This is a genomic window from Brevundimonas abyssalis TAR-001 (assembly GCF_000466985.1).
GTDB classification, from domain to species: Bacteria; Pseudomonadota; Alphaproteobacteria; order Caulobacterales; family Caulobacteraceae; genus Brevundimonas; species Brevundimonas abyssalis.
This window is the reverse complement of sequence record NZ_BATC01000044.1, coordinates 1-23,857: the sequence shown is the minus strand read 5'-3', so window position 1 is coordinate 23,857 and position 23,857 is coordinate 1. Positions and strand designations below refer to the sequence as shown.

The 23,857-nt window shown below is 60.3% G+C and carries 19 protein-coding genes; 13 read left to right on the top strand and 6 right to left on the bottom strand.

Annotation, left to right across the window (positions count from 1 at the left end; all coding sequences use genetic code 11):
* Nucleotides 1-686: 686 nt before the first annotated feature.
* Nucleotides 687-1,016, bottom strand: a complete 330-nt coding sequence (locus MBEBAB_RS10800; protein ID WP_021698025.1) for an AprI/Inh family metalloprotease inhibitor — start codon at nt 1,014-1,016, stop codon at nt 687-689.
* A 180-nt stretch (nt 1,017-1,196) separates the two neighbouring features.
* Between MBEBAB_RS10800 and MBEBAB_RS10795 the strand changes: the two genes are divergently transcribed.
* The 5 genes from MBEBAB_RS10795 to MBEBAB_RS15720 all read left to right on the top strand — a co-directional run bounded on the left by MBEBAB_RS10795 (nt 1,197) and on the right by MBEBAB_RS15720 (nt 5,645).
* Nucleotides 1,197-1,535, top strand: a complete 339-nt coding sequence (locus MBEBAB_RS10795) for a hypothetical protein (protein WP_021698024.1) — start codon at nt 1,197-1,199, stop codon at nt 1,533-1,535.
* Nucleotides 1,536-1,540: 5 nt separating this feature from the next.
* Nucleotides 1,541-1,672 (top strand): hypothetical protein, encoded by a 132-nt coding sequence (locus tag MBEBAB_RS18095; protein WP_021698023.1) that lies wholly within the window; start codon nt 1,541-1,543, stop codon nt 1,670-1,672.
* Nucleotides 1,673-1,847: 175 nt separating this feature from the next.
* A complete protein-coding gene (locus MBEBAB_RS18090; RefSeq protein WP_021698021.1) occupies nt 1,848-3,755 on the top strand; it encodes a M57 family metalloprotease in 1,908 nt (635 codons plus the stop codon).
* A gap of 4 nt (nt 3,756-3,759) precedes the next feature.
* A complete protein-coding gene (locus MBEBAB_RS15205; protein WP_158332139.1) occupies nt 3,760-4,323 on the top strand; it encodes a M10 family metallopeptidase C-terminal domain-containing protein in 564 nt (187 codons plus the stop codon).
* A gap of 227 nt (nt 4,324-4,550) precedes the next feature.
* Nucleotides 4,551-5,645: a class I SAM-dependent methyltransferase gene (locus MBEBAB_RS15720; protein ID WP_081703497.1), complete on the top strand. Its 1,095-nt coding sequence runs from the start codon at nt 4,551-4,553 to the stop codon at nt 5,643-5,645.
* A gap of 228 nt (nt 5,646-5,873) precedes the next feature.
* Here the strand turns inward: MBEBAB_RS15720 and glmS are convergent, their stop codons facing one another.
* From glmS to wecB (MBEBAB_RS10770), 3 genes are all read right to left on the bottom strand, one after another.
* Complete coding sequence (gene glmS / locus MBEBAB_RS10780) at nt 5,874-7,691, bottom strand: glutamine--fructose-6-phosphate transaminase (isomerizing) (protein ID WP_045319216.1); 1,818 nt, start codon at nt 7,689-7,691, stop codon at nt 5,874-5,876.
* A gap of 87 nt (nt 7,692-7,778) precedes the next feature.
* Nucleotides 7,779-9,023 (bottom strand): UDP-N-acetyl-D-mannosamine dehydrogenase, encoded by a 1,245-nt coding sequence (gene wecC / locus MBEBAB_RS10775; protein ID WP_021698018.1) that lies wholly within the window; start codon nt 9,021-9,023, stop codon nt 7,779-7,781.
* On the bottom strand, nt 9,001-10,074 hold the full coding sequence (gene wecB / locus MBEBAB_RS10770) for a non-hydrolyzing UDP-N-acetylglucosamine 2-epimerase (protein WP_277905876.1): 1,074 nt from the start codon (nt 10,072-10,074) through the stop codon (nt 9,001-9,003). The genes wecC and wecB (MBEBAB_RS10770) overlap by 23 nt, the downstream gene beginning before the upstream one ends.
* A gap of 224 nt (nt 10,075-10,298) precedes the next feature.
* Here wecB (MBEBAB_RS10770) and MBEBAB_RS10765 point away from each other — a divergent pair, with 224 nt between their 5' ends.
* The 4 genes from MBEBAB_RS10765 to MBEBAB_RS15705 are packed head-to-tail and all read left to right on the top strand — an operon-like array spanning nt 10,299 to nt 14,051.
* Complete coding sequence (locus tag MBEBAB_RS10765) at nt 10,299-11,258, top strand: Gfo/Idh/MocA family protein (RefSeq protein ID WP_045319214.1); 960 nt, start codon at nt 10,299-10,301, stop codon at nt 11,256-11,258.
* A 2-nt stretch (nt 11,259-11,260) separates the two neighbouring features.
* Nucleotides 11,261-11,785, top strand: coding sequence for a hypothetical protein (locus tag MBEBAB_RS15715; protein WP_081703496.1), 525 nt, complete (start codon nt 11,261-11,263; stop codon nt 11,783-11,785).
* Between the two features lie 50 nt (nt 11,786-11,835).
* A complete protein-coding gene (locus MBEBAB_RS15710) occupies nt 11,836-12,156 on the top strand; it encodes an LbetaH domain-containing protein (RefSeq protein WP_081703495.1) in 321 nt (106 codons plus the stop codon).
* A gap of 2 nt (nt 12,157-12,158) precedes the next feature.
* Nucleotides 12,159-14,051: a glycosyltransferase family 4 protein gene (locus MBEBAB_RS15705; RefSeq protein ID WP_021698016.1), complete on the top strand. Its 1,893-nt coding sequence runs from the start codon at nt 12,159-12,161 to the stop codon at nt 14,049-14,051.
* A gap of 469 nt (nt 14,052-14,520) precedes the next feature.
* Here MBEBAB_RS15705 and MBEBAB_RS10755 read toward each other — a convergent pair whose 3' ends face one another.
* Together MBEBAB_RS10755 and MBEBAB_RS10750 are read right to left on the bottom strand one after the other, a co-directional pair.
* Nucleotides 14,521-15,348: a class I SAM-dependent methyltransferase gene (locus MBEBAB_RS10755; RefSeq protein WP_045319212.1), complete on the bottom strand. Its 828-nt coding sequence runs from the start codon at nt 15,346-15,348 to the stop codon at nt 14,521-14,523.
* A complete protein-coding gene (locus MBEBAB_RS10750) occupies nt 15,349-17,730 on the bottom strand; it encodes a glycosyltransferase (RefSeq protein WP_045319211.1) in 2,382 nt (793 codons plus the stop codon).
* Nucleotides 17,731-18,281: 551 nt separating this feature from the next.
* Between MBEBAB_RS10750 and MBEBAB_RS10745 the strand changes: the two genes are divergently transcribed.
* From MBEBAB_RS10745 to galE, 4 genes are read left to right on the top strand one after another with little or no spacing between them, the layout of a single operon-like run.
* Complete coding sequence (locus tag MBEBAB_RS10745) at nt 18,282-20,573, top strand: glycosyltransferase family protein (RefSeq protein ID WP_148291510.1); 2,292 nt, start codon at nt 18,282-18,284, stop codon at nt 20,571-20,573.
* Nucleotides 20,570-21,589, top strand: coding sequence for a glycosyltransferase family protein (locus tag MBEBAB_RS10740; RefSeq protein WP_148291509.1), 1,020 nt, complete (start codon nt 20,570-20,572; stop codon nt 21,587-21,589). Before MBEBAB_RS10745 ends, MBEBAB_RS10740 begins: the two co-directional genes overlap by 4 nt.
* A gap of 35 nt (nt 21,590-21,624) precedes the next feature.
* The gene (gene wecB, locus MBEBAB_RS10735; RefSeq protein WP_021698012.1) at nt 21,625-22,758 is read left to right on the top strand and encodes a non-hydrolyzing UDP-N-acetylglucosamine 2-epimerase; all 1,134 of its coding nucleotides are present in this window, start codon (nt 21,625-21,627) and stop codon (nt 22,756-22,758) included.
* Nucleotides 22,755-23,750 (top strand): UDP-glucose 4-epimerase GalE, encoded by a 996-nt coding sequence (gene galE, locus MBEBAB_RS15700; protein ID WP_021698011.1) that lies wholly within the window; start codon nt 22,755-22,757, stop codon nt 23,748-23,750. Before wecB (MBEBAB_RS10735) ends, galE begins: the two co-directional genes overlap by 4 nt.
* The last annotated feature ends 107 nt before the right edge of the window (nt 23,751-23,857 follow it).

The following is a 23,857-nucleotide window of genomic DNA, read 5'->3' as shown; positions in this document are numbered from 1 at the left end:
CTCACATACAGGCCTCCCGCAGGATTAGGCCGCATGGCGCGCTTACGGCGAGTCGCCGCCCGGGCATGGAGACAGGCTCGGCGGGAATGGAAGCGGCCGCAGTGACGTCCCGACCGGCAGCTTGACGGCCGCGTTGACCTTCGTGGCCAGCCTACAGACACCGTCCGCGACGCGGCTCCTTTCAGAGTGACGGATGCTGGAAATCTTTACGATCGTCGGTGCCTTGCGCTGTGGTGCATCAGCGGCTTTGTGGTGAGCTGACGGCTCGTCGACGGTGCACCTGAACGACCTCTGGCACGCAAGCCCCACAGGCCCCTGCCTCCAGACTGGCAGATATCGGTCAGATCAGGCGGCGATGGCGCAGACACCTTCACTACAATGTAGTCTCTGATTCCAGCTTCCCGGACTACGACCGCAACATGCGGCCTGAGGGCGGACGTCCTGCGGAATATCGATGCGAACGTCAACGTCGCGGGCAACCAGTCCTTCACCCAGATGGACGAACTGACCGGTTAGGCGGGCCAGCTGGCCCTGACCGGGCTGCCGTCGGCGGGCTTCACCCTTCTCCGTCCCGATGTCGATGGCGACAGCGACGGCGACGGCGTGGCTGACATACGGATCGTGATGTACGGCAACGAGGACTTCGAGAATTCCTCGGCATCGAAGGCTGACGCTCGGCAGCGGGATCAGCCGCGCGTCAGACGGATCGCCTCGCCCGAGGGCAGGGTGGCTTCGTAGACGCCGGGGGCGGTGCGCGAGAGGAACAGACGTGTCCGGCCCTGCTCATCCGTCAGGTCGATCCCGTCCGAGGCGGGCCGCCAGGCCCCGAATGCGTCCTGCTCCAGTCCGCCGGGGCAGGTTCCCTCGACGTCCAGGGCGAAGCTCGGCGCCGCCGGGCGGGGCACGGGCGTTGGATCAGCGCGAAGCGTGATGACGCAGGACGCGCTCCCTCCGCTCATGCGCCAGCTTCCGGCGAAATGCTCCGCCGGCTGAAGCGCCGGGATGCCGATGGTCATGGCGCGGGTCTCCGAAGCTGCGCCCAACCGGAACCGGCCACGAGGAGCGCGGCGATAAGTCCGGGCAGGGTCGGATGCGTGTCCATTTTCCTACACGAAACGGGGAAACTGGACATAAGTATGTTGATAGCCGGCGTTTGCCCGTTAAGGTCGCAGACGTCCTGATTGGAGGCCACGTCCATGTACGCCTATCTCAATTCCGGTCTTGGCCTGGTCCTTCTCGACACAGAGTCGGGCCCGAATGATTTCGTGGCGCCGACCCGCTTCTCTTCGACCACGGACATTTACGGCCAGTATACGCCCCAGGCGCGATTCACCGGACTGATGGATCCCGAGGCGTTCAGGCCCCTCGTGCCCGGTTGGTCATGCGACGTCTTCATGCCTGAACAGATCAATGTCGGCGGCGGTCGCTTCGACGACAAGATGCCCCTGGTGGCGGAGGCTGCCGCCGGAGACGACGCCGATGACTTCATCGATCTGGGCGCCTCGACGCCAACGTCGCAGGCGAACCGTCATTAAGCCCCGTGGACGAACTGACCGGCGAGGCGGGTCAGGCGACCCTGACCTGGCTGCCGTCGGCGGACGACATCCTGCTGGCGTCCGACATACGGATCATGCCGTACGGCGACTTCGACAACTTCCTCGACCTCTGGTGATGACGCCAGCCGCCGGATAGCTCTCGCGTCAGGCGGATGGCTGGCCGGGCTCGGGGCCCGGGCGCTCGCGTTGTGCTGCCTGGGCCATCACAACTTGTTGGGGTCGAACAAAGAGGGTTGTGGTGCTCACCCTCGTGTCTAATGTCCAGCATAGGGTGAATGGAGGAAATGCGCCATGTGCGGCATCTGCGGTCTGGGTTATTTCGTGCGCCATGAGCAGGACTGGCCTCAGGTCGAGGAACCTTTCCGCATCAATGCAGAGGACCGGGGTGGCGGGCCGTTCGGGGGCAAGCCCTCCTACACCGTAGAGGGCGCAGCGGGCGCCCTGGCGCGCGCAGGCCTGATCTGGGGCAACGGCCCCGGCGCGGTGGTCACCTTCGCTTTCCGCGACACGGGCCCGGCGACCATGCCCAACGAAACCTCGGGTTTCTCGCGCTTCAACGAGACCCAGATCGCCCAGACCCTGCTGGCGCTCCAGAGCTGGTCGGACCTGGCAAACATCACTTTCGACCGGGTGGGCGGCTCGGGCTATTCCAACGACGCCGCCATACTGTTCAGCAATTATGCCTCCGGCGCCGAGGGGGCCGCAGCCTTCGCTTCGCTGCCGGGAAACAGCGCCGCGAGCGCCGCCAACGGCGACGTCTGGGTCAACAACTCGCTCTGGTACAACGCTTCGCCCGCCTACATGAACTACGGTCGGCACACCCTGACCCACGAGATCGGCCACGCGCTCGGCCTTCTGCATCCGGGCGACTATGACGCCAGCGAAGGCAATCCCACCTATGCCGACGCCGACTACCGGGAGGACACCCGCCAGTTCAGTGTGATGAGCTACTGGTCCGAGAGCATCACGGGCGCCGCGTTCCAGGGCAACCACCCGGCCGCGCCCCTGCTGGACGACATCGCCGCGATCCAGTTGATCTACGGCGCCAATATGAGCACCCGGACCGGAGACACGATCTACGGGTTCAACTCGAACACGGACCGGGATTTCTACTCCGCCGACGACAGCGGTGACGCCCTGATTTTCGCGGTCTGGGACGCGGGCGGCTATGACACCCTGGATTTCTCGGGCTATTCCCAGAACCAGTTGATCGACCTGCGTCAGGGCCACTTTTCCAACGTTGGCGGCCTGACCGGCAATGTCGCCATCGCCCATGGCGCGGTGGTCGAGCGCGCCACCGGCGGGTCGGGCAACGACATCATGTATGCGGCGGCGACGCCCATCGCCGTGGCCGTGGCCGATCTGGTCAAGGCGCAGGGGCAGGTGATCAACACCCGAGGAACAGCCTTCTCGCTGGACGGCGGCTTCGGGCTTCAGTTCGATGCAGGGATCATCTCCTCCACGACCATTCCGCATGCCACGGGTCAGGCGACGGGGAGCGGAACCCACGAGTGGTACCGCTTCACCGCGGGTGAAGGCGAGACAGTCACTATCGATATCGACGGCACGTCCGGGATCGACACGGTGGTCCGGATCTATGACGCGGCCGGCAACCCCCTGGCGCAAAACGACGACGGGCCCATCGATGTCGGCAGCAGCGTCAGGCAGGACTCCTTCCTCAGCTTCACCGTTCCGGCGGGCGGCGTCTATTACATCGTCGTGGGCACCTATGCAGGACCTGGGTCCGATGGTTTTGTGGATTATGCACCGGTCCCTGTAGGAGCGTCATATACGCTTAATGTCTCCCTAAGTGGGGCACAAATACCAGACGGGTACATCATGGGATCAACGCTCGAGGGAGGAATGGGCGACGATACGCTGACAGGAAATCTCGGCGAAGATCGGCTGTTCGGCGGAGATGGCAACGACGTCTTGGACGGTCGTGGCGGGGCAGACCGGATGGTCGGCGGCGCTGGCAATGACTATTATGTCTTCGATGATCGAGGCGACCGGGCTGTGGAGGAGGTTGATGGAGGCATCGATACAGTTCGATCCACAGCTTCGATCAGCCTGCACGAGAACGTAGAAAATCTGTTTCTTGCTGGCACCGGAAGCATTTTTGCTGGCGGCAATGATTTGAACAACAGGTTGGTTGGCAATAGCGGAAACAATGAAATCCAGGGGGGGGGCGGGCGATGACCGGATGGAAGGCGGACTCGGCGACGACAGTTATCTCGTAGACAGCCGAAACGACAAAATCGTCGAGTTTCGCAACGAGGGGATAGATACCGTCCGCTCCTCCCAAAGCTGGACGCTTCACACTAATCTCGAGCACTTGACCTTGATCGGGTCCTCGAATTTGTACGGCGGGGGCAACGCCAAAGCCAACATCATCATTGGCAACGATGGGAATAATACCCTGTACGGCGGAGCTCTAGGTGACGAGTTGAAGGGCGGCGACGGCGTAGACACATTTCTCTATTTGGCCGCGACGGACTCCACAGTCGACTCACCAGACCGCATCCTGGACTTACGGTTCAATGAATTCATTGATCTTTCCGCCATTGACGCGAACTCGACGATCAACGGAGATCAGGCCTTCGCTCTCGTTGACGAGTTCACCGGGGCTGCTGGCCAGATGACGCTCAGCTATGCCGCCGACACCACGACTACAACCGTCCTGATGGACATCAACGGGGACGGTGTGGCCGACATGAGGATCCTGCTTAGTGGAAACCACGAAGACCACACTGCGTGGATGTTTTAGAACATTCCAACCTGTGCAAGGCAACGCGTCAATCTGCAGCTCTCCCGTTTCAATTCACACCTTAAGAAATAGATCAGCCATTCAAGATAGGCAGTACAAGGCAGTATGTGATGACGACGGCGATCTAGGTCTTCGGTTATCACTAGCGCTACCGCTCATAGCTCTCGGCTGATCCATCAGAAATATGGATCACCAATTATCGTTCTTTTCGCGCTATCGGAATATAAATGCCTGAATACAAATTCCCATTTGAAGATTTACCCTACTTTGGCTGCAATGTTTCGTTAAACAAACTTCTGGCCGTTGCTTGCACAAACTTGGAAGAGTCGCTTAGGAAAATCGCTCCTCGTTTAAGCGATTTGGGCATGTCACCCTACAGTCAGCGCTACATGGATGTGGTTTTCGGCCGGCCGTTCCGCCGCCACTATAACCTGACCAAATACTCCCATATTCTCTCTCACGCACTCGAGTCTTACCATCCAGCGCAACTCTCTGAACTAACGGTTGTGGACTATGGAGGCGGTCACGGGGTGCTGTCGCTGATCGCACGAAAAATCGGCGTGGGCACAGTCGTCCACAGCGAGATTTTTCCGACCAGTTCCCAGGATGCTCAAATCCTTGTGCGGGCTGTGGGGGCTAAGCCCGGGCCGTTTTTCTTGGGCGACACACACGACTTCCGGCGGGAAATGGACGCGGCGAAATTGAAGGCCGATGTTATCGTAAATTACGATGTGCTCGAACACGTCTACAATCTGCGCCAGTATTTCATAGACCTACATGCCGCTACCAAGTCCGGAGGGCGTTGGTTCATGGGGTCGGGAGCAAACTTCTATTTGGAGAGCGAGCGTCAGACGTTCCACAATTTGCACGCGCAATCCGAAGGTGAATTGGGCGACGGAAACCCCAGTGCCTATGCCAACGTGCGGGCTCAGATCGTTCGTGAATATGCACCAAGTTTGCTTCCGGCGGAAGTGCGCGACCTGGCCATTGCCACGCGCGGCTGGCGGAGAGAAGACATCGAAAGGGCTGTCGATATATATCTCTCTAGCGGACATTTAGTCCGCTACTGCCCGGCAGAGAACAATACTGCCGATCCGCGTAATGGGAATTGGGCCGAACACACCGTACCCTTCGAGGTTTATACAGATAGCCCAGTACTCAACGCGCTATCCAAATCTATTGAGATGCTTCCAGCACCGCTATGGAACCCATTCATCATGGACGATGCTGAGGGGATGGCTCATTGGAATAAGGTGGCCAAGGGTGATCGAGAGAACGCGCTCCGTTTGTCGCCGTACTACTGTCTGGATGTGCGTTTTTAGGATCAGTCCTTACAGAGGCCGGATTCACCCTTTTGGAATTCTAGAGAAGCTCAATCTCTCCCCGATATGCAAAAGGCGCGTGCAACAGATCTAATAGGTATCTGGTTTCGTCGCATAATGGGATGAACGGCTATGGTTCGGCTCGGTGACGCCCTGTCGTAGCCTTTGATGCTGGACGCGAGCGCCATAGTTCGCCGATTAAACCGCCCAGCCGGAGCGTAGGGCCGCCTATTCGACCGTGACGGACTTGGCCAGATTGCGCGGCTGATCCACGTCCGTGCCCTTCTCAACGGCCGTGTAATAGGCCAGCAGCTGAACCGGCACGGCATAGACCAGCGGCGCGATGAAGGGGTCGCAGGCCGGAATCTCGACCCGCCTCACGGCCGCGCCGTGGGGGGACGGCGCGCCTTTTGCCGTGATCATCACCACCGGGCCGCCGCGCGCGGCCACTTCCTGCAGGTTCGAGGCGGTCTTTTCGAACACCTCGTCCATGGGCGCCAGGGCGATGACGGGCGTCTCCTCGTCCACCAGGGCTATGGGGCCGTGCTTCAACTCGCCGGCGGCGTAGCCCTCGGCGTGGATGTAGCTGATCTCCTTCAGCTTCAGCGCTCCCTCCATGGCCAGGGGGTACATGACGCCCCGGCCCAGGAACAGAACGTCCGACGCCTTTGACAGGTCATGGGCGACAGCCTTGAGATCGTCGTCGGCCTGAAGCGTCTCGGCGATCAGGCGCGGCGCCTCGAACAGGGCCTTCACCAGCCGCGCTTCCTCGTCCGGCGCCACCCGGCCCCGCGCCACGCCGGCCGCGAGGGCCAGCGACAGCAGCGCCGCCACCTGGGCGGTGAAGGCCTTCGTCGAGGCGACGCCGATCTCCGGCCCGGCCCAGGTGGGCCACATGGCCGCCGCCTCGCGCGCCATGGACGAGGTGTGGACGTTGACCACCGCCGCGGTGTCGAAGCCCTGCGCCTTGCACCATGTCAGGCTGGCCAGGGTGTCGGCGGTCTCGCCGGACTGGCTGACGGCGACGACCAGGGTGCCGGGCGTCAGGGCCGGGCTGCGGTAACGGAACTCGGACGCGATCTCCACATCGCAGGGCACGCCGGCCAGCCGTTCGAAGGCGTAGCGCGCGATCTCGCCGGCGTAGAAGGCCGTGCCGCAGGCCACGATCTGGATGCGGCTGACCTTGGTCAGGTCGATGGCGTCCTGCGGTTTCACCTTCTGGGCGACCAGATCCAGATAGGCCGACAGAGTGTGCTGCACGCTGTCGGGCTGTTCGTGAATCTCCTTCTCCATGAAGTGGCGGTACTCGCCCTTCTCGACCATGGCGGCTGAGGCCGAGACCACCACCACGGGGCGGTTGGCCTTCCGGCCCTGGTTATCCCGGATGTCGGCGCCGTCGCGGGTCAGGGCGACATAGTCGCCTTCCTCCAGGTAGCTGATTTGCTGGGTGAACGGGCCGACGGCCAGGGCGTCGGAGCCCAGATACATCTCGCCGTCGCCCCAGCCGACCACCAGCGGACTGCCCTTGCGCGCGCCCAGAATGAGGTCGTCATGGCCCTCGATCAGCACGCCCAGCGCATAGGCGCCGCTCAAGCGGTCCAGCACGGTCTTGAAGGCCGTCATGGGCTCGTCGCCGGCGTCCAGCCGCGCGTCAATCAGATGGGCCACCACTTCGGTGTCCGTCTGGCTTTCGAAGACGCGCCCCGCGGCCTCAAGCTCGGCCTTCAGCTCGGCGAAATTCTCGATGATGCCGTTGTGCACCACCGCCACGCGCCCCGCCTTGTGGGGGTGAGCGTTGGGCTCGGTGGGCGGGCCGTGGGTGGCCCAGCGTGTGTGGCCGATGCCGACGACGGAGGTGAGGGGCTGGTCAGCGAGAACCGCCTCCAGCTCCCGGATCTTGCCCTTGGCCCGGCGCCGCTCGATACGGCCGTCCACCAGGGCGGCGACCCCGGCGGAATCATAGCCCCGGTATTCCAGACGCTTGAGGCTGTCGATCATCAAAGGGGCCGCCTGGGACGTCCCGGTCACGCCTATAATTCCGCACATGGTCTGTCTGATCCGTCAGTGAATGACGGCAGCTCAATCGGAGGGGCCGTCGATTGCGCGCTTAACGCCAGAGCCCGCAGGCGTCGATCACCTGCCATCCGGGCGCATCATGGACTTGAACGCCGTATGGGGGACCAGGGCGACTACCAGAGGCGCTGCGAAGGCTTCGGTCGGCTCTACAATCGTGAGGCCGTGGTCAGGCCTCAACGCGTCCGCAAAAGGCTCGGCGCAGACGACCCGTCCGGGAAAGAGCGCCGTGAGGGCCCGTGCGATATTGAACGAGGGGCTTTCACGGAAGTCGTCCACATCCGCCTTGAAGGCAAGTCCGAGACAGGCGAGCTTCAGGTCCGGGTCAGCGTCCATCAGAGCGCAGACCTTATCGATGACAAACTGGGGTTTGCCGTCATTAACCTCGCGGGCGGTTCGAATGAGGCGCGCCGTCTTCGGCGCCTGGGCCACGATGAACCAGGGGTCCACCGCGATGCAGTGCCCACCCACCCCGGGCCCGGGCTGTAGCATGTTCACGCGCGGGTGGTGATTGGCCAGCTGGATGATTTCCCAGACATTCAGATCGAGCTCGTCGCAAATCAGCGATAGTTCGTTGGCGAAGGCAATGTTCACGTCTCGGAAGGCGTTTTCGGCAAGCTTGACGAACTCGGCGGCACGGTCGTCCGTCAGCAGCAGTTCGCCCTTTGTGAGTGTGCGGTAGATGGCGGCGGCCCGAAGGGCGGCGCGCGGCGTGGCGCCACCCACGACCCGGGCGTTCGAAGTGAGCTCCTCCATGGTCCGTCCCGGAATGACCCGCTCAGGCGAATAGACCACATCCACATCGATCTCATCTTCGGGACGGCCCGTCTCGGGGAACCGAAGATCCGGCCTGGCCGCAGCCATCCGAGCGATCATCTGACGCGTAGCGCCGACAGGCGAGGTAGATTCCAGAACAACAAGCGCACCCACGCGCAGTTTCGGGGCGATCGCCTCTGCAGCAGCGAACACATAGCTGAGGTCGGGCGTCCGATATTCATCATCGCCGGTAGGGGTCGGCACTGCGATCAGATAAACGTCGGCCTCGGGCGCCTCGATCTGAGCCGTTAGGTCGCCCCGGTCCACGACGGCGCGCAACATGTCATCAAGACCAGGCTCGACAATATGGCTCTCGCCCTTCCCGATGGCTGCAATCACATCGGGCTTGACGTCACAACCAATCACACGATGGCCAGCCGCGGCCAAAGCTGCAGCGGTCGGAAGGCCGATGTAGCCGAGACCGATTACCCCGATAACGACGCGCTCGTGGGCTCCAGCCTGGAAATCAGCGTAGATCGTCAGCGGCATTCAAAATTTCCTGCACAATGCGCCGGCTGGCTTGGCCGTCGCCGTATGGATTTGTAATTCCACGCTGCATACCCTGTTCCAGCGCGGCGTTCACCCCTGCAACGATCCTGTCGGGATCGGTACCCACCAAACGTGACACTCCAGCATCAATCGCCTCGGGCCGCTCGGTGACGTCCCGCATCACCAAGACCGGTTTTCCCAGTGACGGCGCTTCCTCCTGAACGCCGCCCGAATCCGTGAGGATCACGTCACACCGGTCCATAAGGTAGACAAAGGCCTCATAGTCGGCCGGTTCGACCAAGTGCACGCGATCCGAGCCACCCAGCAACCGCTGCACCGGCTCTTTGACGTTCGGATTCAAGTGGACGGGGTAAATGATCTCCACTTCGGGGTCCTCGCCAAGCCGTCTCAGGGCCTCGCAGATATTCTCGAATCCTCCACCAAAACTCTCACGCCGGTGCCCCGTCACCAGTACAAGCTTCTTAGCGGAGGACAGGAACTGATACGTCTCGTCCAAACGAGTACGAATGGAAGGCTCTGACTCCATTCTCGCAATCATGGCCAACAGGGCGTCGATAACGGTGTTTCCCGTTACGAAGACCTTGGAAGGGTCAGAACCCTCGTTAAGCAAATTCTCGCGGGCGCCTTCCGTGGGGGCGAAAAGCAATGAACTGACCATATCCACAAGCCGCCTATTAAACTCTTCGGGCCACGGCTGGTCCAGGCGCCTGCTACGCAGGCCCGCCTCCACGTGTGCGACTGGAATACGTCGATGGAACGCGGCCGTGGCGGCGGCGGCGGCAGTTGAGGTATCGCCGTGAACGAGAACGACATCGGGGGGCTCCCCCTCAAGCATGCGGTCCACTCCGGCCACCGCAGCTGCAAACAGCCCATTGAGAGTCTGTCCTGGCTTCATCAAGCCGAGATCCGCATCAGCCTGCAGATCAAACAGCCCTAGCACCTGATCGAGCATCTGGCGATGCTGACCGGTTGACCACACCATGCAATCAACGCCGGCAGTCGCCCGCAATTCAGCGACAACGGGCGCCATCTTGATCGCTTCTGGCCGCGTTCCAAATATCGTTGCTACCCGCATAGCACGAAGTTGCCCTTCTTTTAGCCCCCGGATGGGGGAGCGGTTCAATAGGACCAACCCGCCGAAAATGTAACCCTAGCGGCTTCCATTCGCCCGTGGGAGATATCTGGACTCGTACGGCTTGACCCTGCAAGGGCAGCGGTCGAAGAGAGGGCGCAGACGAAAAGAGGACAAGACGTATGGGTATTGCACTGGTTGGATGCGGTCGATGGGGGCGAAATCTGGCTCGCAATTTGATGGCTCTCGGCGAGCTCCGAATGATTGTGGACCCGTTCCTATCGGAGTCACAGCTGCCTGACGGCGTGTCGGCTCCGATCGAGCGTCATTTGTCCGCTGCGCTTGAGTCCGATTCAATCGCGGGGGTCGTGATCGCCGCACCAGCGGTTGACCATGCACAACTCGCGAAGAAAGCGCTGCTCGCGGGAAAACATGTCTTTGTCGAGAAGCCGCTAGCGATGACGGTCGATGACGCTGAGGAAATCGCCGCATTGGCACGGGAAAGGGCTCTGACCTTGATGGTGGGTCACCTCCTCCAGTACCACCCTGGCTTCCTGCGTTTGAAGCAGGGGGTACGAGCAGGCGAGATTGGAATGGTGCGCCACATTGCGTCCAACCGCCTCAACCCGGGCGCAATCCGTTCAGAAGAGAACGCGCTGTGGAGTCTGGCTCCGCACGACTTTTCGATGATCCTGGGCCTTGCAGGGTCTTACCCCGAGGCCGTCAGCTCACTTGCGATCGAGATCGTAACCCCCGGACTGCCAGACCGCTTTGTCACATCCATGAAATTTGCGAATTCGGTTACGGCGACGGCCGATGTTTCCTGGCTCTCACCCTATAAGGAGCATCGTTTGACGGTGCTCGGCGAAAAGGGGGCGCTGATCCTCGATGATCATGCGGCAGATCCGTCGCGTCGCTTGATGCTCTACAAAGACTTTGTGGATCGCACTGGCGCGCAGCCGGCATTCAGGAAGACGGACGGCGAGTCCCTTCCCTTCGACCCGAAGGAACCACTACGCGCGGAAATGGAAGCTTTTGTCTCCGCAACCAGAGGCCAGCCCGATTGCGTGACTGGCCCTGAGGAGGCCATTCCCGTGCTACGCCTGCTAACAGAAGCGTCCAAAGCCACAACCTGGGGGTGACAATGCGCCTGAAGATTTTTGACGGAAAGTATGGCCTCACCGTCATCCGTGACGGTGAATTTGAGGGAACGGGAAAGCTCTCTACGCCCCTGCCTGGACGTCTCGTGCCCCTGAGGTCGGAACGATACGTACAACAGACCAATGGTGCCTCAAACGTTACAGCCGTTCTGACCTCGCCCGCATTGGCCTCGCAGTTGGACGAACGGCTGGCCGTTGCGGTTTGTGATGATCCCGATCGCGCCCATGCTGAGATACACTTGGAATGCGGTGCCTCCCATCAACGTCGCCTCCAAAGCATTCCGACGGTCATTCATCCCACGGCTTCCATAGACGAACGGGCTAGCGTTTCTCCTTTCGGGGTGACAATCGAGGCGGGCGCTGTTGTTGGTCCGTTTACGGTCGTGCACGCCGGTGTGGTCATCGAAGAAGACGTACACATCCGAGCAAATTGCACCTTGGGCGATGCCGCCTTCAATTTGGGGACCGCCGGAGGCGGCGTCGCATTCTCCCGGCATTCGGGGGTGTGAGGATTCGTCGCGGCGCTGATATTGCAGGAGGTGTCTCTATTGACGCCGCCATGTTCGGTGGAGAAACCGTTATCGGCTCCGAGGTAGCCATCGATCACCACGCCTACATCGCCCATGACGTACAAGTCGGTAACCTAGCAACAATTTGCGGTCATGCCGCCATCATGGGCCGCGCCCTGATTGGTGATCGCGCCTATATTGGGCCAGGATCGGTGATCATTAACGGTGCGACTGTGGGACAAGGGGCCAAAGTGACAATGGGCGCTGTGGTGACCCGCAGTGTCGAGGAAGGCCAGGTTGTCACGGGTAATTTCGCCCTGCCTCATCAAGTCTTTCTCTCCAATCTGCGGCAAATTCGATCTGACCATTAGTGATGCTCCTGCATCGGGTTCGACGAAGCCGGGGGTTCAACGACATCGAGGCGGCCATTCGATCCGTGGTTCGAGCGAGTGCACCGAAAATTCTTTGCACCGGCGTCGAAATGGAGGATCGGCTACTATCGGCGTTACGTAATCTGAAAGATGCCCATATCGTAGCTGTTCCAGCCACCGAAGGTGCGCGACAGTGGCTCTACGAACAGACCGACGCGACCCTCGCGATTCGCAGCGCCGAAGATCTGACGTGGCACCGCGATCGATACGACGTGGTGACTTGCGCTTCTCCCTTGCAAGATGCAGGCCCGTCCCTCTTGGAAGCCGACTGGATCGCGATCTCGCTCCTAAAGCCGGGCGGGCGCCTTTTCATTCATGGCGCGCTGCCAAGCCACTTGGAACCGCACCTGCGCATCAGGCTGCCGAAGAATCTGGTCGAGATGCAGACGCGCCTGTTTGACGTCAGGTCCGACGGCATGGAGGCGCGGCCCAAAGCGTTCACCGCGTTGGATTTCCTTGGCTGGTGCCCGCGCAAGCCTGGGACGCAAAGCCATGTTGGCTGGCTTGCCTTTTCCAAGCGCCGCCAGAGAATCCAGGCTGTGGCATCCTGCGGAGCGCTCAGGCTTAGCCGGGGCTTGGAGGCGATCCTCGAACGACTTCCCGGATTCGAGCTGAGGGCAGATTTAGTCCGTAGTAGGTTCGATAGAGTGGTGTTTGTGAGCAACAGCGTCACGGACGATCCGCGGGTCATGCGAGCTCTTCAATGCGCCGACAGCCCCGCTGGGCGAGCTTTAGGAGTTGGTCGCAAAGCGGGCGGCGCTTCTGTGCTCAGCACGACACCTGCTTTAATCCTGCTGCCCGATCACCGAGAGCAAATTGGGCGTCGCCTGCGACTGGCAGGTATTTCACGAAATCGCGCCGCGTGGCGGGAATTGGCGTTGGCCGCGACCGGGCGCGATTTGGACCGCCTCATCAAAGAGGTCGGTGCGCCTCAACTCGTTTTGCATACCCACGATATGGACGGCGTCATCGTTGGCGCCATAGCTGGTCCGACTGCGGTCGCGGCCGGCGGCGGATGGGTTCATGACGTGCACGAGTATGCCGCAGGGTACGACGCCGTGATTGACGTCAAACGGGACCTGATCCAAGCGGGGCTCACATGGGAGAAAGCTCATCTGACGAGTGCGGATGCAGTCATAACGGTAAGCCCGCTTCTGGGCCAAAAACTCTCAGCCCTATACGGCTTATCCACAGCCCCCCACGTCATCCTCAATACGATCGACGACACCTGTGCCGAACCCTACAATCACTGCCTCCGGTCCATTCACGGAATTGGCCCGGAGGCAGCCTTTCTGCTTCACGTGGGCAGTGTTCGCCCCGGAAGGGGGATTGAGACGGTCCTCCTAGCCCTGAGGCATCTCCCCACGGCCCATTTGGTCTGCGTGGGGTCCGGAAAGCCAGACTATCTTAAGGCTCTCAATGAGTTAGCGACGGAAGCGGGCGTCGAGAGCCGCTTTCACTTGCACGGCCACGTTGACAGCCGTTTCCTGATCTCGCTCTCAAGACAGGCAGATATCGGCGTAGTATCTATGGATACCTATGGCAACGCCGAGGTTTCACTGCCCAACAAGCTGTTCGTATATATCGCCGCGAACCTGCCTGTTGTGAGCACAACTACCGCGGAAATGGCCCGGTTCTTGGCCGAATGGCCGATTGGCGCGTTATGTGCTCCAGGTGACTCGCTCGACCTGGCTCGGGCAGCCATCCATGTGCTGAATTCCGGTTCCACCTATGAGGCCGCATTCAAGGACGAGCACTTCCGAAGTGCTGCGTCTTGGCAGGCCCAATGCCGTGAGCTCACGCGAGTTTATAATGTTGTCGCTGACAACCAGTAGCTACCGAAGGTCCATCAAGCTGAGGGTTAGGCTTGAGGAGGCCGTCAACTTAACCCCGCCCTACGGCCGAGAGCTCGCTCTGTTCGGCTCACCTGGTGGCCGCCTTTGCCGCTTTTGGATCGGCTGACAGACCGACCCCGCGCCGGATGTACATTCGCTTGCTGACCATTTTGGGGAGGGAGCCTGCCGGGAAAGCACTGGCCGCCGACACTGGAGGTTTCTCGCGATCTGCGGGTCTAAGTTAATCGGCGATGCCCGAATAACTTAGTACGAAACGACAATGCCAAGCCTACCCGAGTCTGTTTTGGGTCTCGTAAGCTCAGGCTGAAGCAGTATTAGAGCCAAATCGCCCGGCAATGATCACAAGCCCCCTGCCCGCATGAACACTTGTCATAACAGCAGAGACGTATCGCGTGAGACTGACAGCACCCGTGAGCGTGCTTAGATGGAACCGCAACCTTTAGGAGATCTAGTCGGGCTGAATCTTCAGGCCGTCCACAAAGGGCTGGAGGATCGGTCGAACTAGCGCCCTAGCTTCTGCCGCAACGCTCTGATGTACTGACAAAATGTTGAACTGACCGAAGTTCTGAAAATCACGGAAAACAATCTCGTGGCCAGCCGCCTGGAGAGAGCGAACGACATCGTCCGCGTTGGCTCCGGTGGAGTAAAGATCGAGAACTTCGGTCTCGCATAGAACGACGGCGGCGTTGGCAAGGCGATCGCCGAAACCTTCCAACACGAACTTCGCGTAGCCCTCGACATCGACCCATAGACCAAACGCTCCCTCAATACTAAGCTTGCTCACATAGGTATCGCCTCGTTGCATGATGGCTGCCACCTGCCGATAGTTGGCATCGGGCCGATCCAGTCCAGCGAAGGAGCTGCAACCGTTGACAGGCTCGAAATCACGTCCCTGTAGACCAGTGAGGATGTTGAACGTTTCCAATCCAGCCCGGTCCGAAAGGCCGAACGGATTGAAGCGAAAACGTTCATTCGAAACGATCTCTGCAAAAAAGGGGATCGCGAACACGTTTGGCTCGAACGTGTGCACAGTAGTTGATGTCTCCTCCAGAAAGCGGCGTGAGTGACGGCCGTCATTTCCTCCAACCTCAAGCAGGTTTGACAGAGACAATCCCGTCACCACCTTCATAAAGGCCTGCTCGGCGACCTTGATCGAGCCCTTTCGACCGCGCGGCCGACTGACGATCTCGTTCTCGAAATCAGTGATATCTTGGTGTCCAAGGTTGAACAGAGCCCGACTGATCTTGTCGAACTCGGTGCAGTTGCGGCGGGTCATTCAAGCTGCTTTCTGATCAAAATGCGTGGCGGACGCCTCGTCCACTTGTTCCTGCAGGATTCGCGCGTACTGCCAGAATTGGGCATCGTATTCCGCCGGGATTGATCGGTCGAGCGATATGGTTTCGCCCAATGCCGAGGGGAAGTCGAATGGAGCGTCCACGCTGACAGCGCGTTGGGCACGGATCGCCCAAGTGTGAGCGGCACGTCGCTCATGCACTCGGAGACTAGCGGTCGTGTAGGCGTCGTGCGACTGCAGGACGCCAAGCAAGGTCTGCGCGATCTCGGCTACTGAATCGCCGCACGCCCAGCCTATCCCCTCTCGTTCAACAAAGGCGGCGGCTCCAATCCCCCGCGTAATTACCTGCGGCAAGCCGAACGACATGTAATCGAAGGTTTTAACTGGGTAAGCGTACGCCTGATAGGTCGTGGTCCGAAGCGCAATGGCCGCGAGATTGTAGTCCTTGGCCACCGTCTTGAGGCGCTCATAATCGACATGGTAGGTGGTGAAGGCTTGTCGGAGCCAGAACAGGCTCAATGCCTCCTTATAGCGTTGATATTCCTCGGGGCGGACAAAGAGGCCGACGCGGACGTCATAGCCGAGGCTTCGAACCAAACAGCATGCCGCAAGTAGGGGTAGGCAGTTGTAAGTCGGCCCGAGGCCTCCAGCGTATAGGATATTCAGTTGCCGATTTCGAAGCGCCGCCAAGCGATCAGTCAGGCGGTATCCGCCGGCCGTCTCGTCGGTCCCTGGAGGCAGCGTAAGCGCCTTCTCGAACAGGGATTTGGGCAGCAACTCGGCGAACCGGGTCGATGGCACGGCGACCCTTGTGGCGATACTGCCGATCACCGCCAAGTCCAGTTGGAATAATATGCGTCGCTTCCAATGCTCCGCCACTCCGACCACTTTCCGATGGAAGGCAAATAACGGGTGAGCGTCCCTGATGAACCAAATCAGCGGCGCCCGTTTCGCCAATCTCCGGAGGAACCGGTACTCGTAAAATCGCCAATCAAAGTCCGTTAGTCGGTTGAAGGACAGATAGGGCACCGAATGGCCTTCCGCGTAGCTCGCGAGAAGCGGCACGCCAAGCCGTTGGTAAAGTTGGATTAGAGCGAAGACGTGCTCTTTTCGTCCCGAGCCTGTAGCGGTGATCACCACGGCCGCCCTTTGGAGCGCGGCAATCATCGCCTTGACCCGCAACGGCCTAGCCGACACGGCCCGTGCCCTCGTTCCGAAAGGGTAGTGGACGACATACAGTCCATGGGTTTTGGCCTGCTCCACATCCTGGATCGTCGGTCCGGTGAGGTTGGCCAACTGCTCAGGTTGGCTTTCGCTCAGTATCCTTAGGGCGGCCGTAAAATACTTAATCGTCTTTGACCATTCGAACCGGCTGGCATGCGCTCGCGCCAAATCCGATGACGGTTTCCAGCGCTTCGGTGCCGCCAACCTCTCAACCGCATTCGCGAGCCCGACGACGTCATCGACTGCCGCAGTTGCGCAATAGGTTTCCTCCCACAGAACATCGGGGATGCCGCCGATCCTCGTCGAAACAACGGGCGTGCCAGCGTGCAGCGCTTCCAACAGCGAAACGCCATACGATTCATTGCGAGATGGATAAAGCGCGATGTGTGACGCGGCGTGGAGCTGGGCGACCGCGTCGCGTTCGAGGTGACCCAGGAACCGCACCTCATCTTCCAGCCCGAGTTCTGCAACCAGCGTGTCGAGCGACGCTTTAAGCGGGCCATCGCCAGCGATATTGAAACGGACCTGCCTGCCCCGCGTTTTTAGGAGTCCGATGACCCTTATCGCAGTGTCGAGACCATAGTAGCCTCGTAGCCCTTTGGCGCACGAGATGATGAGCGGGTGGGTGATGCCGGCGCCTTCAATCGGCGTTCGATCCGTTTGGGCCGTCGCATTATCGGCTCCAAATGGAGTCACAAAAATTGGCGCGTCCGAATAACCGCGAGCCGCCGTAGCCAACACCCGAGACGTGGCAAAGATGGCGATGGCTTTCGACAACACCTCGCGGACAATCGCAGCCGCAGCAATGGAACGTGCCGGGCGCACCAGGATGTCGGACCCCCAAACCGATGCGATATGGGGCGCACCTGAAAGCCGCAGGGCCAAAGCCCCATAGACGGTGACATAATGACTGTTGATGAAATCGGGTTTCCACTCATTGATCACAGTCTGCGCCAGGTCCGCCAGTCGCTGGTGGTTGCGGTCTGACTGATCTGAACCAGGCTCAAGGCTGATGACTTCGACGTCGCAAGCGGCGGGCCTGAACGATATGATTTTGCAATCGACGCCAGCATTGACGAGCGCTCGGATCAGCCCCTGCGTGTGCGCAGATCCAGCGTCTGCAAGCACCAGAATTCTCATGCGCCCTCCCAATCTGAAGAGTCCCCTAGCAATCCTGACTGCGGGCGTCGATATCCCCGGTGCATTGGCTGACGGTATATGTCCCCCCCTCGCGCGCGGGCAGAGAACCTGCCAGCTGTTAGCCGCCAGCTGGGTCGGCTTGGTAGCGCAGGGCGCAATTGGCAACCGCCACTCCAAGGATGGGCAGTTCCTCGTTTCCGATCCATGTAGAATGTTGGGTACGACGGACCCGCGCGCGCCGTTCGCGATGGACTTTCTGGTTCAGTAGCGAACGTTTCGCACGTCCCGGTCCACCACAGCGCACAGGTTGTGAACTTGCGGCAGCTCGCCGGCGGTCGCCTGAAGATTGGAGTCTCCAATCCAGTCCCTCACAGTACGGCATACCAAGGTTGGCGAAGAGGGATCCAGATTGGCATCGACTTGGCTGTCAGCGTGAGCTATCCGACCCGGCGCATCACGCGTCGCTCTTCCACGTTAGAACGGCACCGATTGGCGGAGACGTCAGCGGAAGGGGGTGCGGTGGTCAATGACCGAGGGGCAGCGAGGGACGCGTGAAAGGACTGAAACGCAGCATCGCACGCTTGACGCGGCCGATGAGAAAAAGCGTCGCATCGGCCTTTCAGCCCAAGCTCGCATCAGCGCCTGATGGCCGCCGCCGCGAGTCTGAGGCACGCCTTCGCGAGATCGAGGAGGCGTCGGCCTGGCTTGAACGTCGCCGTTCGACCATTGAGCCGGATTTGCGTCGCGAAGCCGAGGCGATCCAGCGTCTTTTCGGCGTGCTGGCGATGCCGTCCCAAGCTGCCAAAGGTGCCGCGAGGCTCAGCGAAACTTGCCGTCGCCTGGATCCGGAACGTGTCCAGCGGGCATTCAGGGCGAACAAGCACGGCGTCGCGCCTGCGCTAGTCCGGAACAACCTCGTCATCGTTATCCGACGCTTGAGAGACGATGATGAGTTCGAACTGGCCCTCGCGTATGCGGACATCTTGGCGGCGACAGGCGAAGATGTCCAGGCGACCCGTGAACGCATGCTGGTGTGCATGGAAGCGGGCCAGTTCGTCGAGGCGGAGCAGTCCTGCAAACACCTCTTGGAAGGTGATCAGTCCTCGATAGTGTCCAGCGTGTCGGAATGGATGCTAGTCCGCCTCGCCCGAGCGCCAGGCGACGCCGCCGCCATGAGACTGACACTCACGCTACTCCGGAACAGCCTGATCGATAGAAACGGCGTGGGAGCCGTTTCGAGCATTGCGTCCATCATCTCTTCGCTGGCCGCCTGGGCGGGCCGGGCGGAGCCTGCTGCCGGCGATGTCGCGGTCCAGGATGACGCGCCCTCCTCCGCTTGGGCCAGCCGGCAGTTGGAACGGATCGAGGCAGGCTTGCGCGAGGCGCGGAAGACCGGTGAATCCGGGGCCAGTTTCGAACTAACCTATATCCGGCTCCTCGGCATCCGCAACGGGTACGCCGCCGCCTTTGACGCGATGGCGGATTACGTCGAGCGTCACCCTGTCACCCGGGGGACGGCGGCCATATTCGGTCTGGTCATGGACCGTTATCTGCGTCATCGGCACAGTGCCGGAACCCGAATGGATCTGGTGGCCCCCCTGCTCGATGAGGCGGTCTTCGCCGGCTACGAGCCGCGGATCGCGCAGGAAGAGGAGGCAATCTGGAGCAGCTGGCCTTTCGCGCAGAACCTGACCTCGGCCACACGCGCCGCGACGTTGTGTGCCCCGCAGGGCGGCGTGCCTTCCTCGTTCAGGCGAGACCAGAGAACGCGCGTTCTTGTCGTCTCAAGCAACTGGAATTTCGTCTCGCCCCTGATCGAGTCCATGGAACACACCGAAGCCTCCGAGTTCGTCTTTCGGACGCTGGATTTCCAAAGCCTCACCTTCGCGGAGAAGAGCGCCAAGCCGGAGGGCCTGTTCTTCTTTTCCGAGGTCGCAGCGGCCCAGGTGTGGAAGGCCGTCAGGAAGGCCGCGCCTGACGCCGCGCGCCTGGTGGACTGGGCGGACGTCATATTTGTAGAATGGGCAAATCAACCGGCCGTGTTTTTTTCCAGCGTCCTTCCGGCCCACAAGCGGCTTATTGTACGGCTGCATAGCTACGAGGCGTTTGCCAACTGGCACTATTTCGTAAACTGGGCTCGCGTGGACAAGGCGCTCTTTGTGGCTGATCACATCCGTCAGCTGTTCCTGGCCCAGAACCGGCTGGGGCGAGTATCCGGTCTTCAGTCCGGGATTGTCGCGAACCGACATGATTTCTCCGCTCCTGTTGCCAAGAGAAATCCTGAGGGAAAGCGAACCCTCTGTATGCTGGGCTGGGCCACCGCGAACAAGGACCCCATCTTCGCGCTGCAAATCCTGAAAATTCTCAGGTCAGATGGTGATTGGCGCCTGCAACTGGTGGGAGGGAGCTGGCGGGAGACGGCCGCCGACTTCGAGGCCGAATACAGGGTTCGGTTCAACGCCCTTCTTGCCGATCCTGCCCTGGCCGGCGCCATCGATATTCTGCCCCATACGGACCAACCTCATGCAGCCTTGTCGGAGGTAGGGTATGTCCTCTCTTGCAGTCATCGGGAGGGGACTCACGAGGCGGTGGTCGAAGGGCTGTCTGTCGGCTGTGTGCCGATTATCCGCAACTGGCCGATGGTCGCGCAGTACGGCGGCGCGCGTGGTCAGTTCGCCGACTTCGAAGAGTTCATCGTCTCGACGCCGGAAGAGGCTGCCGAAAAGATCAGGGCTACCCCCTGGACGCTACGCCGGGCCGCCGACCTCCATCGCCGAGCGAACGCGGCCTACGGGATCGAGCGCACCAAGGCAGCACTCAAAGAAGCATTGAGACTTCCGTGAAGAAACCAAAACTCTACTGCCTCCTTGGTACAAACAGGACCCTTGAGCCCACAGGCGGTGACAAGATCAATGAAGCACGATTCCTTCGATCAGCATCGGCTTACTTTGACGTATATTACAACAACATCCTCTATGTTAACGGATGTGAGACATTTGGACATCCCGAAATCGACGTATCGCCGCCCTCTCAAGAATATGACCTCTATTATGTGAGGAATAATAAAGAAATACTGCTTCAGTGTGGGGCTCCGTGCGTGACCATGGCGGTTCCGTACGATGCGGAGGTGTTCGACAGGGTCGATGGACTCATAGCCACCACGCAGACGTGGCGCGACCTGTTGGTTAAGCGCGACGAGGACGATGAGGCGCGTGCCATCCTCAAGGACTGGTACGGAGATGGACCCGACCTGATCCGCAAACCGGTCTTTTATGTCGGTCAAGCCTGCGACCCCGGTTTCCGCCAGCCGATGCCCCGACGCACGCTGCGATTCCGCCATGCGTTCACCAATGGGGATGCGATCGGCTATTTCGGGCGCATCGCCCCCGCAACTATGCCCACAATCGCAATGACGGGCGTGATGGATGTCGCCCGCTTTTTCCCTCAGCTGCAGTTCATCTACGGAGGCTTCGTTCGCAAGCCCGTGACGAACCAGATTGGTCTTCAAGTTCCTCCTATCGCCTATGATGATATGCCGGCGGCGATCGCTGCCTGCACCGCCGTGGTGGGCAACGAGGAAAAGGACGCGGATTTCCTCGGCTCGGGAAAGATCATTGATGCCATGGCGGTGGGAACGCCGGTCCTCGCCAAACTCAACCCCGTGAGGCTTGAGCAACTGGGTGAGGACTACCCGCTGTTCTACCGGGACCGCTGGGAAGCGGCTCTAAAGCTTCACGAGCTGGTCACCGGCGGCGGCCCGTTCCGGCAGCTAATCGCAGACTTTATGGTCAAACGCCTTGAACTTCACCACCCCGACGAGGTGGGTCGGCGCCTTTATGAGGCCTGGCGATCACTATAGGTTGCTGTTCACGAATTCCCAAAGCGAGGCTCCCGATGAAGATTGACTTGATCGCCGGAACGAGGCCGAACGTGATGAAAATTGCGCCGGTCTATATTGCGCTCCGGTCCTTAAAGTGGTGCCAGCCACGGCTTGTATTCATCAAGCAGCATGATCACCGGCACATGTCTCACGACTTGCTTGGCGAATTTGGAATTGTCGATTTCACGGTTCTTAATATCTCGACTGAGAATTTTGGCGATCGCCTAGGAAGTATCGTCAGCGAGTACTCGAAACTGATCGCTGAATCGACGCCTGACGCGGTCCTCGTCCCGGGTGATGTGGATGTCGCCGTAGGGGGCGCCCTCGCCGCCAAGAGAGCCGGACTTCCCGTTATTCACCTTGAGGCCGGCTTGCGGTCGCATGATCGGCGTATGCCCGAGGAAATCAACCGCATCATCATTGATTCAATTTCTGACCTGCTGCTCGCCCCGTCGGAAGCAGCGACCCAGAACCTGATCTTCCATGAAGGCCATCCGCACGCCAGCGTGGAGTTCGTCGGCAATGTGATGATCGATTCGCTGACTCGAGTGGTCAGCGACGCCGCCATCGAACGGGTAACCACAGCGCACGAACTCCGTGGCGGCGAGTATGCCATTGCGACCTTCCATCGCCCGTCCAATGTCGATCATCCGGAAAATCTGGAGCGGATCATCAACGCCCTGAAGAAGTTGGCGAAGCGCATTCCTGTGATCTTTCCTGTCCACCCGAGAACCCGGGCAAATCTGGTCAAAACCGGCTTGATCGACAAGCTCGAGGGGCAGGCGATCAAGTTGCTGGAGCCGGTCGGCTACACTGATTTCGTGAATCTGATGGCGGGCTCCGCTGTAATGGTGACGGATTCCGGGGGCATCCAGGAAGAAACGAGCTATCTGGGCGTGCCGTGCCTAACCCTCCGCGACACGACCGAGCGACCGATCACGCTCACCCTCGGAACCAACCACCTCGTTGACTTCGACACCCTTGAGCCGGTGATTTCGTCGATCACATTGGGCCGCCGAGCCGTGGCCCAGTCCATACCGCTTTGGGATGGCCTTGCGGCCTGGCGCGTTGCGCATTCCATCAAGTCCTGGTCTCACGGGATACGTGACCGCAGCGCGCGTGCGGATAGGAGAGGGTCCACCCAATGAGTGTTCTGGTGACAGGCGGTGCCGGATACATCGGAAGCCATATGGCTCTCGGACTGCTGGATCGCGGCGAAAAGGTCGTCGTCTGCGACGATCTCAGCCGAGGCAACCTATCGCTCGTTCCTAAGGGTGTGCGCTTCTATCAACAGGACGTGGGCGACAAGGCAGCTATGACCCGAATCCTCCGGGATGAGGGCGTGGACTCCGTCGTTCATTTCGCGGGCTACGTCGTTGTGCCGGAATCGGTGTCCAATCCGGCGCTGTACTATGAGAAAAACACTCTTACGTCTTTGCGGCTGGCCGAAGCGTGTCTCGCCGCCAACGTCCCTCGGATCATCTTTTCATCCACGGCCGCCGTCTACGGTGATTCCTCCAACGCTCCAGTGGGCGAGGCTCATCCGCTCAATCCAGTTTCTCCCTATGGCCGCTCTAAGCTCATGACAGAAGCCATGTTGAGAGACATTGGTAGCTCGAATGGCCTGCGATCGGTATGTCTGAGATATTTCAATGTGGCCGGCGCCGACCCCGACGGGCGTTCAGGCCAAAGTTCCTCAAACGCAACACATCTCATAAAAGCGATGAGCCAAGTGGCAACGGGTAAGAAAGAGTTCTTGACCGTTTTCGGGAATGATTACCCGACCCCGGATGGCACATGTGTGAGAGACTATATCCATGTGACCGATCTCATTGATGCCCATTACCTCGCTTTACTGGACATCCGACAAGACATTGGGGCGCAACAGAAGATCTACAACTGTGGCTACGGCGTGGGAGCATCTGTGCTGGAAGTGCTCGCCTGTATGGAAAAGACGGTCGGCACGCCATTGCCGGTAAGAATGGGTGATCGGAGGGCTGGGGATCCCCCGGTGGTGGTCGCAGAGAGTTCGGCAATTCGGCGCGACTTCGGTTGGCGACCGCAGTACGCAGATCTCCGCACGATCATTCGCACGGCACTGGATTGGGAGAGGGCTCTCTCCTCTGCCCTGCCAGCCTGAGCAGCTCGGCAGATATTACAACGAGAGCTGAGGGCATAAATGAAGCGGGTGCCAGATTCTTGGGGTGCCCGACCTAAGAACGCAGGAGATTCGCGTGCCGGCTAGGC